Source organism: Affinundibacterium flavidum (genome assembly GCF_014284175.1).
GTDB lineage: Bacteria > Pseudomonadota > Gammaproteobacteria > Burkholderiales > Burkholderiaceae_D > Undibacterium > Undibacterium flavidum.
The window spans coordinates 1-15529 of the sequence record NZ_JACOGA010000001.1 but is presented as its reverse complement, the minus strand read 5'-3'; the positions used below and the strand labels follow the sequence as shown (position 1 = coordinate 15529).

Genomic DNA, 15529 nt, shown 5'->3' with positions numbered 1-15529 from the left:
CCTTTGCAAATAATTTATTTGTTAAGGTCAAACCTTAGATAGACAATTATCAGGAGTCGAAATGAAAGCTTTAAAAAAAGCCTTATTAAGTTTGGGTTTAGGTGTAACAGTTTTGATGGCAACAATGGGTAGCGCGTTTGCGTACCCACCATATGGCACAGTCTACGATTGGTTAGTTGAGTGCCATGCAGGCAATGAAGCGTCCTGCGTCAAAGTAGATCGTTACGGCGGCTACTATGGCATTAATCGCAATACAGATCCAGGCACATTGCCTGATCCATGGAACTAAATTAATTAATTTGAACACTATTGTTCAAGGACAAAAAACGCCGATCAAAGTCGGCGTTTTTTTATGTTCGAGACCTTTGCGCAAGTGACGCAGGCGCATAAAATTTAATTCGAATCAGACTTGCACCCGAACATAGCAAGCATTACAAAGTAACAATTTGAGTGCGCGTGGCTCTTCCAAAAGTCTCTATTTATACTACATCATATTACAAATTTTAAGCCAAAACTGCCGCCATCGCCGCTGCTGTTGCTTCAACATTACGCGTATTCAAACCAGCGACACACATACGACCTGAACGCACTACATACACGCCAAATTCTTCTTTCAGGCGATCGCACTGTGCTGCTGTCAAACCGGTGTAGCTGAACATGCCGCGTTGCGTTAAGAAATAACTGAAATCACGACCAGGCACTTTCGCCACCAAGACATCATGCAAAGCTTTACGCATGGCTTGAATACGATCGCGCATAGCGACGACTTCTGCTTCCCACATTGGACGCAATTCTGGATCGCTCAATACCGTCGCCACTAACTGACCACCATGCATAGGTGGATTGGAATAATTGCGACGAATGATCGCTTTCATCTGACCCAAAACATTCACAGCCTGCGCTGCATCAGGACAAACTACGCTCAAAGCACCACAACGTTCGCCGTACAAACTCATACTCTTAGAGAATGAATTCGCCACGAAGAAACTCAGGCCTTGATCTGCCAACAAACGAATCGCGAAAGCATCTTCTTCAATACCATCGCCGTAACCTTGATAAGCCAAATCCAAGAATGGAATCAGGTTGCGTTCTTTCAAGACCGGCACTAATTGTTCCCATTGCGCTTTAGTTAAATCCACACCCGTCGGGTTGTGGCAGCATGCATGCAACAAGACAACAGATTTTTCTTCCGCTTCTTTCAAGCTCGCCAACATTTCATCGAAACGCAAACCACCCGTTTCGGAGTTGTAGTAAGGGTAAGTTTTGACTGGCAAACCTGAGCCTTCAAATACAGCGCGATGGTTATCCCAAGTTGGATCGCTCACCAACATCGTTGTTTCTGGAAAATAACGCTTAACAAAATCTGCACCCACTTTTAAGCCACCGCTGGAGCCCACTGTTTGTAAAGTCACCACACGGCCTTCTTTCACTGCTGGGCGATCAGCACCAAACAACAAGTGTTGAACTGCAGTACGGAAGTTTGCAGCGCCTTCCATAGGCAAGTAAGGGCGCGCACCCGCCGCTGCCACTACTTTTAATTCTGCGGCACGCACAGATGGCAACATAGGTATCTTGCCATTATCGTCAAAGTAAATCCCAATCGACAGATTAATCTTGTTTGGGCGGGTATCTTTACCGAACGCTTCATTCAAGGAGAGGATAGGATCGCCTGCATAGGCTTCGACGTGCTGAAACATGTTAAAACTCCAATATGAGAAAAATCGAAATAGCAAAAATTTACTAAGGCAGAACAAACTACTAAAAACGTTAAGGGCGCTCAAACCGTTGACATCCTCGATATTCTCGACATCAAGCGGCGTGCAACTCCAAAATTCCGCGATTCAACTTCCGTAGAGGTGAATTAGGCTGGCTGCTCAACTTCAGACAAGAAAACTTGTGAAGGTGCAAGTCATGCCGCAGCAAGGTATGCTGTCGCCACCATCTCTATGCAGTGGGAAAAGTGATGTTTTCCGGAAAATTAATGCTCGTGATATGAGCCAAAGTAGCAAAAAGAAACAGTCGGGCGGAATTTCGTAAAGGCGATATTTTGACACACTATCAGAGCGAAAAGCCGCGCCAGCGCTGATATTTTCATCAGATAGCCAATGACAAAACAATTTTTGCCGAAATTATTATTTTCTCGATTGATATTTTGCTTGCGAACAAATGCAGGCCTCCCTACACTCATTTATTTACTGTCAGCAATTCGACAATTCTTGTAATACAAACCTAAGCCTAACGATAAAGGTGCGCGATCATGGATTATGTAGACGGTTTCATTCTGGCGGTACCAACTGCTAACAAAGAAGCATACAAAAGCTATTCGGAACAGAGTTCTGTACTCTTCAAAGAGCACGGCGCATTGAAAATTGTGGAGTGCTGGGCCGATGATGTTCAACCGGGAAAATTGACCTCGTTCCCACAAGCGGTTATCTGCAAAGAAGATGAAACTGTCGTATTTTCTTGGATGACCTGGCCATCGAAAGAAATACGCGACGCGGCGTGGGAAAAGATTATGGCAGATCCGCGCTTTGCGTCTGAGGCACTGCCTATGCCATTTGATGGCAAACGTTTGATATATGGCGGTTTTCAAAAATTAGTCGAACTTTAAACATCACCTACCTATTCGGGACTTTACTATGCAAAAAATTACTCCTTGCCTTTGGTTCAATTTCAACGCTGAAGAGGCAGTCAACCACTATCTCAGTATCTTTAAAAGCGGAGAAATTTTAGAGGTTTCACGTTTTGGCGATGCTGTGCCTGAGCAAGAAGGAAAAGTATTGTCAATGCGATTTGTCTTGGAGGGGCAAGAGTTTATGGCACTCAACGCCGGACCACAATTCCCTTTCACCGAAGCAATTTCGCTGTTCGTCGATTGTGATTCACAAGCAGAAGTTGATCACTACTGGGACAAACTTTGTGAAGGCGGCAGTCCTGGACGTTGCGCCTGGTTGAAAGACAAATTTGGCGTATCTTGGCAAATCGTCCCGCGTTCACTGTTAAATATGCTGCAAGATAACGATGCAAATCGATCAGGGCGTGTCATGAAAGCCATGATAGAAATGAGCAAAATTGACGTTGCCGTATTGGAAGCCGCCTATAGTGCTGATTAGCCTTCGTTCAAAATTGAAAATTTAGTTAAGAGCAGCATCACTAATCATGATTGGCAATAAATGATGTTTAGGGGCACTAAGTGACCCCTATTAAAGTCTAATGATGCTGGCTCACGATAGCTTGTTTGACGTCAACTAAGTTCAACTCGTTTTTACAAGACGTATCTAAACACCAGTTAATTATCTTATGAGTGAACGAGCGTTTAACATTCTGAAAGTGATCTTTTTTAGCTCATCGCTAAGCGCAATAATTGGTGGTGTAATAGCGTACTTTTCAAAACAAACGTTTCTGTCCTCGATGTTTCTGGTGTGGGGAGCACTTTGGCTCCATTCACATCTCGTCACGTATGAAGATGTTATGCCGGGTGGTTTTGATAATTGTGACGGTCAGATTCCGAGTGAACTTCAGGGTCTCGGAAAACTAAAATTCTGGTTGTTCGTGATAGTTGGATGTGTCGTACTTTTTGGTTTGGGATGGTATTTTCATGTCAAAAATTTGTGAAAGAAAAATTGACATGATGGTCGATCGGGCTGGCCGCGATGCATCACGATATTTGTTAATTTCATGGGAGCCCTTCCGCTCACCGTTGCGTTAAATATCAGCACATCTACCTCAAATGCATGCTGATGCATTGACAAGCTACCCACACTCCCTCTTACCTATCTAAGATAAAAGTTTGATCAGAGTTTCCGGATGGACTTGCCAGCCTAGTAGCCCTGCCATTCCCATATAAAGACCAAATGCTGTTGGAATCAACGCGGCAAAGTAAAGCCATTTTTGTTTGGTCAATGCAGTTACGGCTAACAAAGAAATGGCGACCGCTAACAATGCATCGGATAAATCAAACTGGTCGTCTTTATAGTTCGACGCATCGTAATCTAGTTGATCTTGCTCGGCTTGCGTTTTCAATTCTTCTTTCTTACGTGCCTGCTCCTTAGCCAATTTTTCGTAATCTGCAATGGCCGCTAGATAGGCTTCTTTATCTCCGCCCGTGCGTCCCAGAGCAGCAAGCTTAAGCTGTACTACGGTAGACTTAGCTACTTCCTCGCGTAGATTGCGCGCTTGATAGAAATTCCAATGATCGATTTTATTTGCCTGAGCGGCTTGCATCGCTTGCACAATATTGTCGTCTTTTACTTTGCAGATGCCCATAAATGTTGCGAGGATAGCGACAGTCACTGCCACCATCATATTTAACTTCATCGACTTTTTATCTTCAGCTCTTTCTTCTTCCAGATTTTCTATTGTTTCCATAGGATCAATTTCCATTTTCCATTCCTTCAAAGCTAGTCAAATTCTCAAATTATAGGCACAAAATTTGTATCTGAGCCGTTCTTATTCGTTCACGGTAAGCGTTGGAAAAACAAAAGCGCCAAACAATACATGAGGACTTCATGATCGTTTGGCGCTTAAGGTGCGATATAGCAAGCAGCAATTATTTTGCAGCGTTACCCTTCTTTTCTTGCCATGCCGCTTGCAACAAGGTGACAGCAACGATAGCAACAACACTGACCACGATCCAACGTACATAGTCCAGCGGCAAAGACTTAACGACAAAAGCAGCCACCAATACCGCAGGCACGCCACCTATCGCCAAGCCCAGCGCGGCGGAAGGTAAGTACTTTCCATTGCGGCAAAAACCCAAACTACTGATAGGCATTAGGAATGCGCAGGAACCCATCATAATAGGAAAAGCTGCCAAAGGGCTCATCCCGAGCAAACTCACTAAAATCATACAAGGCGCATATAAACCGATACCCAATGGCATGATTAAACCCAAAACAAAATTGCCGCCAACGCCTACCCACCACTTCCAACCGACCAATTCAAACGCATCTTGCCCGGCGGGTAAAACTTTTAGCAAAGACAGCAGCATAATGATGGCAGCCGCGGCCAAAGCGATACCCATCCCAATGCGGATCTGAAAGCGCGGCAAACGCCCAACTACACTAGTACCTATCCACGCACCTACCCCAGCCGCAAAAATCATCGGCAACAGAGTCATAGGAGCGACTTGTACCAAGGTAATAAAAATCAGCGCTTGTGCCAATGTAGGTAAGGTATGACCTACGTTCAAAGTACCAGGTAGAAGTTCATCAGGAACTAATTTACCTAAACGGAAAAATACTGTCGTCGGTGCAAATGAGCCTATCCCTAAGGTATCAAGGAAATCCGTGATCGCACCAATCACCAGCTCTACAGGCTTAGGCCATTTCCAATCATCACCTTTCTGCTTTGCCTGATACAACATCTTTGCCCACACACCGATAAAGAGCAAAGCAAGCAAGGCAAATGTGCCCAATAGGAATGGTTTCAATTCATTGCTTTGCATCTCACAGCCACTCAAAACCACTGGCATCAACATACATAAATATTTCTTCATTCAATCTCCGTTTTTTTTATAAGCTTCAAATCTAAATATATTTCAAAACCAGGCGAAAGTATGGCGGGATATTTCTGACAACACAAGCACAAACTCGATGATCTAAGAGTCTTACCAATACATTTATTTAAGGAAGCACGCATGCACTTCTTTACAACAGAGTGATACCACAAACTTCTCGGAAAGTTCAAAAATGCGAGTAAAATAAATCGACTGTTACTCGATAGCAACCTCAATATCAACCCCAACAGCAACCTCAGCAATTTTAAGCCGCCATTAATGTCAGACGTGGCAGATATGGTCGATGTGGTCAATATGGTCGATAAAGCTTTCAATCGCTTATTACTTAGCCTCCTACTGCTCACGGCATTGGCGCTATATGCCCATGCAAATTGGATGACCCGTATTTGGCGCGTCGACAATTTATCAACGATCATTTTTTCTGCAATTGACGACTCGCCAGATGGCGGCAAAAGTCATGCGAAAATCACTAAAACAAAAGACGGACTAGAACTCGATTGTCAAATTGCACTTGGCTATCAATGGCCTTACTGCGAATTAGCATTACGCTTTAGTGATGAAAAAAATGGCGTTGACTTACGAGCCTTCGATTCACTGCGCCTAAAAATTCGCAGTGAAGGGCCAGAACCAACGAATCAAATAAGAGTCTTTTTGCGCAATTACAATCCTGCCTATTCCAAGGCGAAGGCGAGCGCGACACTTAAACCGCATGAAATTGTATATGACCCAAGCAAAGAATCGCCTACTGTTGAATTCAAATTAAACCAATTTGCGGTGGCTTCTTGGTGGGTACAAGAGCATCCAAGTGATTCGTCTCACGTAGGCCCAGAGTTAGACAACGTCTCTACGATTAGTATTTCAACCGGCGGTAATGTTGAACCTGGTTCCCACAAAATCGTGCTTGAATCAGCTGAATTTGTTGGTCAATGGATACCCGCGGCTAGTTTTCGACTTGCAATTATTTCGATCTGGATGTTTTCCATTATGTGTTACCTACTCTGGCAATGGAAGGCGTCAAAAGAGGAATTAAAGCAATCTGACCGACTTAAAGCTCAACTTCACAATGCGAACGAAATCTTGGAAATGCGAGTCAATGAGCGCACTCGTGCCCTAGCCTCAAGCAATGCACGCCTGATTGAATCACTGCAAAATTTAGAAAATGCGAGGCACGAATTAGTTGAGAATGAAAAGAACGCGGCCTTGGGTTCTTTGGTCTCTGGTATCGCTCATGAGCTAAATACGCCGATAGGTAATGCAGTATTGGTCAACAGCACTTTGATTGATAGCACGAACAGACTGGAAAAGGCTTTGAATGAAAAGCTCACTAAAAAATTACTCACCGATTTTATTGCGGAAACCAAATGCGGGACCGAAATCCTCAAACAAAATCTGGAACGTACCGCCACTTTAATCGGCAGTTTCAAACAGCTTTCAGCAGATCAACATTCAGGTCAAAGACGCAAATTTCCCTTGGATGAGGTAGTGAATGAAACCCTGATGGTCATGGCCCCCAAACTCAGCCAGACCTCACACGATTTAAAAGTTGACGTTGACCCGGCAATCAAAATGGATAGTTACCCGGGCCCATTGAGCCAGATTTTCATGAACTTCATCAACAATGCATTGCTACATGCATTTGAAGAAATAAGTCATGGGCATATGACTCTGGTTGCCAAGTTAATCGACAACGAGACGGTTGAAATAAATTTCACAGACAATGGTATTGGCATCCCTGCTCCCGTACTAAGACGGGTATTTGAACCGTTCTTCACTACCAAACTTGGTAAAGGTGGCAGTGGTCTTGGTATGCATCTAGCGCACACGATGGTGACGCAGATATTCGGCGGAAAAATTGAAATCACTTCCGTACTGGGAGAGGGTACGCGGATACAGCTGGTATTGCCTTTGGTTGCGCCGATCATGTCTAACAATCTCTTTAAAATAGGTGTGCCGTCCGACGTACTCAGTGATTACTACACTTTTTTGGGAGATCGTTCAGTACTCGAGATTGTAGAGTTTAGTGGCAGCCACGCGCGACGTGATGTAGTGGAAGTCGCTCTATTTTTACGCACTCTCCAACTTCAATTGCCCCAAGCAAAAATCGAACTGTGCGCAGTTGATAGCTATGCCAATGGCATCGACAATTTGCGTGCTGGCTTATTAAGCGCACTCGGCACCAGTTCCTGGAAAACTGATTTAGCGACACATCAGGCAGAACTCATTATTTCTGATGCGATACTACAAGAGGGTGAATCAATCGTCGGCATCTACACGGCCCCCAGCAATACATTGGCACACAATTGCCGCTCTTTGGATGACTTTCGCCCGTTGCGTTTTGTCTCCAATAGTGACTGGAGTGCGGATTGGCATACTTTGAAAGCGCTCGGTGTAGAGCACTGTTTAGATGTAAAAACCTGGCGTCAAATGGTATACATGGTCAGTGCTGGCGAAGTCGACGCACTACTCTCCCCCTTCCCCGTGGGTGAAGATTTATGTATAGAACTTGATGATTGCACGTTAACGCCAGTCCCCAACTTGACCATCGCTTTACATGGCAGCCGCCACTTTGCGGTTGCAAAAAATCCTCGTGGAGAAATGATCGCTGACAAAGTATTTCCAGAATTATGCCGCTTAGTCAACGACGGCAGTATTCATCGGGCGATGCATGAATGCGGATTTTTTAATGCGACAACCAAAGATTGGCCGGTATTAAATGAGGAAAACAATCCATCGCCGCATGCCGAATCAGCTAACGTGGATTCCAACATAGACTCCCAATAATTTATTCTGCGCTGAAGACATGTGCTTCAACTTGAATGCATACGGAACGTGTATACATTTCACTTTGCGAAGCATTTAAGATCAAAAAAAATCCCAAAACACACGAGGTGATTTGGGATTTTTTGAAGCGGCTAATATAGCGCTAGTTATTTAGCCAATTATTTAGTTAAATACTCAGCCTATTTTGAAAAACAAATTACTTCTTACGCTGTGGAGGTAAATCAGTACAAACACCTTTGTAGACTTCAGCCGCCATGCCCATAGTCTCACCCAAAGTTGGATGTGGATGAATCGTCTTGCCGATGTCGACTGCATCCGCACCCATCTCGATTGCCACCGCCAATTCACCGATCATGTCACCAGCATGCGTACCGACAATCCCACCACCGATAATACGTTTGCTTTCGGCGTCAAAGATCAGTTTAGTAAAGCCTTCAGGACGACCATTAGCAACCGCACGACCAGATGCAGACCATGGGAATACTCCCTTCTCTACCGCTAATCCTTTTGCTTTAGCTTCATCTTCGGTCACACCTACCCAAGCCACTTCAGGATCGGTGTACGCGACAGATGGAATCACACTCGCATCAAAATAGGCTTTATGTCCTGCTGCTGCCTCAGCAGCCACATGCGCTTCATGCACAGCTTTATGCGCCAACATCGGTTGCCCAACCAAATCACCAATCGCAAATATATGCGGCACGTTCGTGCGCATTTGTTTGTCTACATTGATAAAACCACGGTCGGTCACGATCACACCCGCTTTATCTGCTGCGACTTTTTTACCATTTGGACTACGTCCAACTGCCACCAAAACCAAGTCATATAATTGCGGTGCTGGTGCGCTTACACCTGCTTCGGCAGCTTCAAAAGTGACTTTAATTCCTTCAGGAAGTGCTTCCACACCAACTGTTTTGGTCTTTGTCATCACATTATCAAAGCGATGTTGGTTATGTTTCTGCCAGACCTTGACCATGTCACGATCCGCACCTTGCATCAGGCCATCCATCATTTCAACCACGTCGATGCGCGCACCTAGTGTCGAGTACACCGTTGCCATTTCCAAACCAATGATACCGCCACCGATAACCAACATACGTTTAGGAATTTGACGCAACTCCAAGGCGCCTGTGCTGTCCACGATACGTGGATCTTCCGGCACAAACGGCAATTTCACGACAGCAGAACCTGCAGCAATCACCGCCTGCTTAAACTGTACGACTTTCTTGCTACCGTCGTTTGCTGTCACTTCTACGTGGTATGGGCTGAGGAATTGCCCTACGCCCTGAATGACGTTGACTTTACGCATCTTCGCCATACCGGTTAAGCCTGTCGTCATTTTTTTCACAACGCCATCTTTGTGGGCACGTAGAGTATCGAGATCAATTTGAGGTTTTGCGAAAGTGACACCGTGGCCGGACATATTCGCCGTTTCATCAATCACAGCAGCGACGTGCAACAAGGCTTTAGATGGAATGCAACCAACATTCAAACAAACACCACCTAGGGATGCATAGCGCTCAATCAAGACGACATTCATGCCAAGATCAGCCGCTCGGAAAGCAGCAGAATAACCACCTGGACCAGCGCCCAAAACCATCATGTCGCATTCAACATCGACCGCACCACTATAGCCTGAGGCTGCTGGCGCGGCGATTGCGGTAGCTGCAGGTGTAGCTGCAACTGGTGTTGCGACTGATGCTGGCGCTGCAGCGACATTCGCCGTTGCACCCACACCTTCCACTAATACCAACAAACTACCTTCAGCGACTTTATCACCGACTTTAACTTTGACTTCCTTCACCACACCAGCATGACTGGAAGGAATTTCCATGCTGGCTTTGTCGGATTCAACTGTGATCAGAGATTGATCGACTTTGACCGTATCACCAACTTTCACCATCAGTTCAATCACTTCTACTTCTTTGAAATCGCCGATGTCGGGAACTTTGACTTCGATGATGCCGACGGATGCAGGAGCGACGGCTTGTGCTGGCACTGACACGGTTGCAGCCACTGGTGCGGCTTGTGCTGCGGGTGCAGATACTGCTGCAGGTATGGTAGACGCTGCTGCTCCAGCGGCTTCCACGATAATCATCAAACTACCTTCAGCCACTTTATCACCGACTTTAACTTTGATTTCCTTAACGACACCAGCATGACTGGATGGAATTTCCATACTGGCTTTGTCGGATTCAACTGTGATTAAAGACTGATCGACTTTAATCATATCGCCAACTTTAACCATGACTTCAATAATTTCGACTTCTTTAAAATCGCCGATATCCGGGACTTTGACTTCAATTGTGCTCATATTTTTTGCTCCAATTTTATTCTTCGTAGGGTGGGCACTTGCCCACCGCTGTCAGTCAACATTTACTTCACGCGTGGGCACAATAGCGAGCCCACCCTACGTTTTTCTTAAAGCATCGTCTTACGCAAATCAGCGAGTACATCCGCCAGATAAGCTGTGAACTTCGCCGCCATCGCGCCGTCAATCACGCGGTGGTCATAAGACAAGGACAATGGCAACATTAAACGTGGCACGAATTGTTTGCCATCCCACACTGGCTTCATGGAAGACTTAGACAAACCAAGAATTGCGACTTCAGGCGCATTGATAATCGGCGTAAATGCAGTGCCACCGATGCCGCCCAAAGAAGAAATCGTGAAGGTTGCGCCTTGCATATCGGCTGGCTTCAATTTGCCATCACGTGCCTGCGCCGACAATTCACCCATTTCTGTAGCGATTTGTGACAGCGTTTTTTGATCCGCGTTTTTGATGACTGGAACCACCAAACCGTTTGGCGTATCAGCTGCAAAACCGATGTTGTAGTACTGCTTCAAAATCAGGTTTTCACCAGTCGCATCGAGCGATGCGTTGAAGGCTTTGAATTTCTTCAATGCTGCTACGCTAGCTTTGATCACAAACGCCAACATCGTCAATTTCACGCCTGATTTTGCCAAGGCATCATTCGATGATTTACGGAAATCTTCAAGACCAGTAATGTCAGCTTCATCAAACTGCGTAACGTGCGGGATCATGACCCAGTTGCGATGCAAGTTTGGACCACTGAGTTTTTTAATGCGTGACAATGGCAATAATTCTGTCGTTCCGAATTTACTGAAATCCAAAGAAGGCCATGGTAAGAGATTCATGCCGGAACCACTACCGTTGGTACTTGCCGCAGCTACTGGTGCGTTCGCAGCGCCAGCGACTACACCCTTCACGTAGTTTTGTACGTCTTGTTGTGTAATACGGCCTTTAGGTGCAGTGCCAGGAACTTTACTTAAATCCACACCGAGTTCACGTGCAAATTTACGGATAGACGGAGAAGCGTGTGATTTACCTGCTGCTGCGGTTGCAACGGCTGGGGCACTTGCTACTGGAGCTGCTATCGGAGCAGCGATTGGAGCAACTACGACCGGTGCTGCCGCCGCTGGCGCAGGCGCAGTTGCTGGTGCAGGAGCGGCGGCGGTGCCGTCTGCATCCACAATCACCACCAAAGAACCTAAGGCAACTTTATCGCCCACCTTCACTTTGATTTCTTTCACCACGCCAGCATGACTCGATGGAATTTCCATACTCGCCTTGTCGGACTCTACAGTGATCAAGGATTGATCGACTTTAATCGTGTCACCAACTTTGACCATCAATTCAATTACTTCTACTTCTTTGAAATCACCGATATCCGGGACTTTGACTTCTACTGTACTCATAATGTTTGCTCCACTATTTCAGGTAGGGTGCGCCGTGCGCACCTCGGTTTGGTGCGCACGGCGCACCCTACTTTGCTATTCTTTAAAATCGCATCAACAATAATTACACAGTCACCGGATTAGGCTTATTCGGATTAATGCCATATTTCTCAATCGCTTGTGCCACCACAGAAGCAGAAATTGCACCTTCGTCCGCCAAAGTTTTCAAAGCGGCGATCGTCACGAAATAACGATTCACCTCGAAGAATTCACGCAATTTAGCACGACTATCGGAACGACCAAAACCATCGGTTCCCAAGACTTTGTAGCTACGATCTTTAGGAATAAACGCACGAACTTGTTCTGCATAAGTACGCATATAATCGGTTGAAACCACGATAGGACCAGCCGTGTCTTTCAAGCATTCAGCAATGTAAGGAACACGTGGTGTTTCGGTTGGATGCAACATATTCCAACGTTCTACATCCTGGCCATCACGCGCCAACAAAGTGAAGGAAGGTGCAGACCAGATATCAGAAGCGATGCCCCAGTCATTCATCAACAAATCTGCAGCAGCAATCACTTCACGCAAGATCGTGCCTGAGCCTAACAACTGCACGCGATGCTTAGTTTGTGCTTCGGATTTTTTGAAGGAGTACAGACCTTTGATAATGCCTTCTTCCTGACCAGCAACCAGACCCGGATGCGCGTAGTTCTCATTCATCACGGTGATGTAGTAGAACACGTCTTCTTGATTCGTAACCATGCGACGCAAACCGTCATGAATGATGACAGCAACTTCATGTGCAAAAGTTGGATCATAAGGAACGCAATTCGGAATTGTCGACGCCATTACATGGCTATGGCCATCTTCATGCTGCAAACCTTCGCCGTTCAAGGTGGTACGCCCCGCAGTACCGCCGATCAGGAAACCACGTGCACGCATATCCGCTGCTGCCCATGCCAAATCGCCGATACGTTGCAGACCGAACATGGAGTAGTACGTGTAGAACGGGATCATCACACGGTTATTGGTCGAGTAAGAAGTCGCCGCAGCGATCCATGAACTCATACCACCAGCTTCGTTAATACCTTCTTGCAAAATCTGACCCGCTTTATCTTCGCGGTAGTACATGACCTGGTCTTTATCGACTGGCTCGTACAACTGGCCAACCTGACTGAAAATGCCAATTTGACGGAACAAACCTTCCATACCGAATGTACGGGATTCGTCGACCATAATTGGTACCACGCGTTGACCGAGACTGCTATCACGCAACAAGGATGTCAATACGCGAACATAAGATGCTGTCGTGGAGATTTCACGACCTTCAGCTGTTGGTTCCAACATCGCTTGGAATGCAGACAATGGCGGCACTGTCAGCATTTCATCCGCTTGTTGACGGCGCTGCGGCAAATAACCACCGAGTGCCGCACGGCGCTCCTGCAGGTACTTCATTTCTGGCGTGTCGTCAGCCGGTTTGAAGAATGGAATTGCTGGCAGATGTTCGTCCGCAATCGGTAATTGGAAGCGATCGCGCAATGCTTTAATTGCTTCATCATCGAGCTTCTTGGTATTGTGCGCCGTGTTACGGGCTTCGCCGGATTTACCGAAACCAAAACCTTTAATACTTTTCGCCAAAATTACAGTCGGCTGATCAACACTTTCTTGCGCTACTTTGAATGCGGCGTAAATCTTATGTGGATCATGACCACCGCGAGTCAAACGCCAGATGTCGTCATCCGACATATGCGCAACCATGGCCAGAGTGCGTGGATCTTTAGCAAAGAAATTGGCGCGAACGTAAGCACCGTCTTTCGCTTTGTAGTTCTGATATTCACCATCGACGGTTTCCATCATAATCTTACGCAAAGCACCTTCTTTGTCTTTGGCCAACAACTCATCCCAGCCAGAACCCCAGATCACTTTGACGACGTTCCAACCTGCACCACGGAAATCGGATTCGAGTTCTTGAATGATCTTGCCATTGCCGCGTACTGGACCGTCCAGACGTTGCAAGTTACAGTTAACCACGATCACCAGGTTATTCAATTTTTCACGACCCGCCATACCAATCGCGCCCATGGATTCTGGTTCGTCCATTTCGCCATCGCCACAGAAAGCCCACACTTTGCGTTTTTCAGTATCAGCGATACCACGTGCATGCAAATACTTGAGGAAACGTGCCTGATAGATTGCCATCAAAGGTCCCAAGCCCATAGACACGGTTGGGAATTGCCAAAAATCTGGCATCAGTTTTGGATGCGGGTAAGAAGACAGACCTTTGCCATCGACTTCGCGACGGAAGTGAATCAATTGTTCTTCGCTCAAGCGGCCTTCAAGGAAGGCGCGAGCATAAATACCTGGAGATGAGTGACCTTGAATGTACAACAAATCGCCACCGTGATCAGCGGTTGGCGCATGCCAAAAGTGATTAAAACCTATGCCCAACATGTTCGCCAAAGACGCAAAGCTGGATAAGTGACCACCAAGGTCGCCGTCAACACGATTCGCCTTGACTACCATCGCCATCGCATTCCAACGCATATAAGAACGCAGACGTTCTTCGATTTCCAGGTTGCCCGGGCAATGTGCGCCTTTGTCTGCAGGAATCGTATTCACATACGCCGTATTGCTGGAAAACGGAATATTCGCACCACGACGACGCGCTAAATCCATCATGCGTTCCATCAAATAATGCGCGCGATCCGGACCTTCTGTATCAATCACCGATTCCAAAGCATCGAGCCACTCATTGGTCTCGATCACATCTGGGTCATTCACGGCTTGCGCCAAAATTTGGTCTATTTGTGACATACGGTCTCCTCGTTGATCAATCTTAAATTTGCGGAATTTACCTGCGTTTCCAATTTATCTGCGATTGCGAATGCTTTTACGTTATAAATTTCATCTCAAATGGCCCCAAACAAACCCTTTCAGGAAATTCAAACAAATTACTTTATTCAGAATTTCCAGCTTGTCTGAATTACCCAAAAAGCGCAATGCGGCTGAATAAATTTCGGAACAGATTTTTAGAACTGAGGCATTCTAACAGCAGTTTTTGCAAATTTCAAATTGCGATATGTGATTTCATATTGTGATATTTGTGATGCGGTGCAGCATACGCATTTGCTGGTGTTTTGATATTTTTTGTGACAATCATTCAAAAACCAAAACCCCTCAACGCCGAGACGCAGAGACTCCGAGGGAAAGTGAAAGGAGAGAAAACCATGCTTTTGTGACTCTCTCAAAACGACTTAACTCCAAAGCAAGAGATAAAGAGAATAGGACTTACGCAAAACAGGCACTAGCTAGAGAGGAAAGCCGTATTAACCTCAAAAATAGCTGGCGTAAGCTAGGGTGTGCCATGCGCACCGTGGCTGCCAATGAATATGGTGCGCATGGCGCACCCTTGTATTATGAATGAAGAGTCGGTATTTTCACGGACTCGATGTTTTAACAGTTTTTGATAGGCATATCAGAAACGAGCAACTGGATGCCGTGCGCACCCTTTGGTTAAAAATCAGTGA

General features: G+C 45.9%; 10 protein-coding genes. 4 read left to right on the top strand and 6 right to left on the bottom strand.

Going from position 1 to position 15529, the window contains the following annotated elements; genetic code table 11:
* Window positions 1-61 precede the first annotated feature (61 nt).
* Complete coding sequence (locus H8K55_RS00050; protein ID WP_186939989.1) at window positions 62-289, top strand: hypothetical protein; 228 nt, start codon at window positions 62-64, stop codon at window positions 287-289.
* A gap of 214 nt (window positions 290-503) precedes the next feature.
* On the opposite strand, the gene H8K55_RS00045 is transcribed toward H8K55_RS00050, so the two are convergent.
* Window positions 504-1697 (bottom strand): amino acid aminotransferase, encoded by a 1194-nt coding sequence (locus H8K55_RS00045; RefSeq protein WP_186939988.1) that lies wholly within the window; start codon window positions 1695-1697, stop codon window positions 504-506.
* Window positions 1698-2257: 560 nt separating this feature from the next.
* On the opposite strand from H8K55_RS00045, the gene H8K55_RS00040 reads away from it, so the two are divergent.
* Both H8K55_RS00040 and H8K55_RS00035 read left to right on the top strand, forming a co-directional pair.
* Complete coding sequence (locus tag H8K55_RS00040; protein WP_186939987.1) at window positions 2258-2611, top strand: DUF1428 domain-containing protein; 354 nt, start codon at window positions 2258-2260, stop codon at window positions 2609-2611.
* 28 nt (window positions 2612-2639) lie between these two features.
* Window positions 2640-3113, top strand: a complete 474-nt coding sequence (locus tag H8K55_RS00035) for a VOC family protein (protein WP_186939986.1) — start codon at window positions 2640-2642, stop codon at window positions 3111-3113.
* Between the two features lie 664 nt (window positions 3114-3777).
* Here the strand turns inward: H8K55_RS00035 and H8K55_RS00030 are convergent.
* A complete protein-coding gene (locus H8K55_RS00030) occupies window positions 3778-4383 on the bottom strand; it encodes a DUF4337 domain-containing protein (protein WP_186939985.1) in 606 nt (201 codons plus the stop codon).
* Window positions 4384-4549: 166 nt separating this feature from the next.
* On the bottom strand, window positions 4550-5497 hold the full coding sequence (locus H8K55_RS00025; RefSeq protein ID WP_222612297.1) for a TSUP family transporter: 948 nt from the start codon (window positions 5495-5497) through the stop codon (window positions 4550-4552).
* Window positions 5498-5776: 279 nt separating this feature from the next.
* Here H8K55_RS00025 and H8K55_RS00020 point away from each other — a divergent pair, with 279 nt between their 5' ends.
* Window positions 5777-8299 (top strand): sensor histidine kinase, encoded by a 2523-nt coding sequence (locus H8K55_RS00020; protein ID WP_186939984.1) that lies wholly within the window; start codon window positions 5777-5779, stop codon window positions 8297-8299.
* 196 nt (window positions 8300-8495) lie between these two features.
* Here H8K55_RS00020 and lpdA read toward each other — a convergent pair whose 3' ends face one another.
* From lpdA to aceE, 3 genes are all read right to left on the bottom strand, one after another.
* Window positions 8496-10613: a dihydrolipoyl dehydrogenase gene (gene lpdA, locus H8K55_RS00015; RefSeq protein WP_186939983.1), complete on the bottom strand. Its 2118-nt coding sequence runs from the start codon at window positions 10611-10613 to the stop codon at window positions 8496-8498.
* 107 nt (window positions 10614-10720) lie between these two features.
* Window positions 10721-12019, bottom strand: a complete 1299-nt coding sequence (gene aceF, locus H8K55_RS00010) for a dihydrolipoyllysine-residue acetyltransferase (protein WP_186939982.1) — start codon at window positions 12017-12019, stop codon at window positions 10721-10723.
* 103 nt (window positions 12020-12122) lie between these two features.
* Window positions 12123-14816: a pyruvate dehydrogenase (acetyl-transferring), homodimeric type gene (gene aceE, locus H8K55_RS00005; protein ID WP_186939981.1), complete on the bottom strand. Its 2694-nt coding sequence runs from the start codon at window positions 14814-14816 to the stop codon at window positions 12123-12125.
* Between the last annotated feature and the right edge of the window lie 713 nt (window positions 14817-15529).

Coding starts and splice junctions, on each gene's coding strand:
- H8K55_RS00050 (WP_186939989.1), top strand. CDS start 62: ATGAAAGCTTTAAAAAAAGCCTTATTAAGTTTGGGTTTAGGTGTAACA.
- H8K55_RS00045 (WP_186939988.1), bottom strand. CDS start 1,697: ATGTTTCAGCACGTCGAAGCCTATGCAGGCGATCCTATCCTCTCCTTG.
- H8K55_RS00040 (WP_186939987.1), top strand. CDS start 2,258: ATGGATTATGTAGACGGTTTCATTCTGGCGGTACCAACTGCTAACAAA.
- H8K55_RS00035 (WP_186939986.1), top strand. CDS start 2,640: ATGCAAAAAATTACTCCTTGCCTTTGGTTCAATTTCAACGCTGAAGAG.
- H8K55_RS00030 (WP_186939985.1), bottom strand. CDS start 4,383: ATGGAAATTGATCCTATGGAAACAATAGAAAATCTGGAAGAAGAAAGA.
- H8K55_RS00025 (WP_222612297.1), bottom strand. CDS start 5,497: ATGAAGAAATATTTATGTATGTTGATGCCAGTGGTTTTGAGTGGCTGT.
- H8K55_RS00020 (WP_186939984.1), top strand. CDS start 5,777: ATGTCAGACGTGGCAGATATGGTCGATGTGGTCAATATGGTCGATAAA.
- lpdA (WP_186939983.1), bottom strand. CDS start 10,613: ATGAGCACAATTGAAGTCAAAGTCCCGGATATCGGCGATTTTAAAGAA.
- aceF (WP_186939982.1), bottom strand. CDS start 12,019: ATGAGTACAGTAGAAGTCAAAGTCCCGGATATCGGTGATTTCAAAGAA.
- aceE (WP_186939981.1), bottom strand. CDS start 14,816: ATGTCACAAATAGACCAAATTTTGGCGCAAGCCGTGAATGACCCAGAT.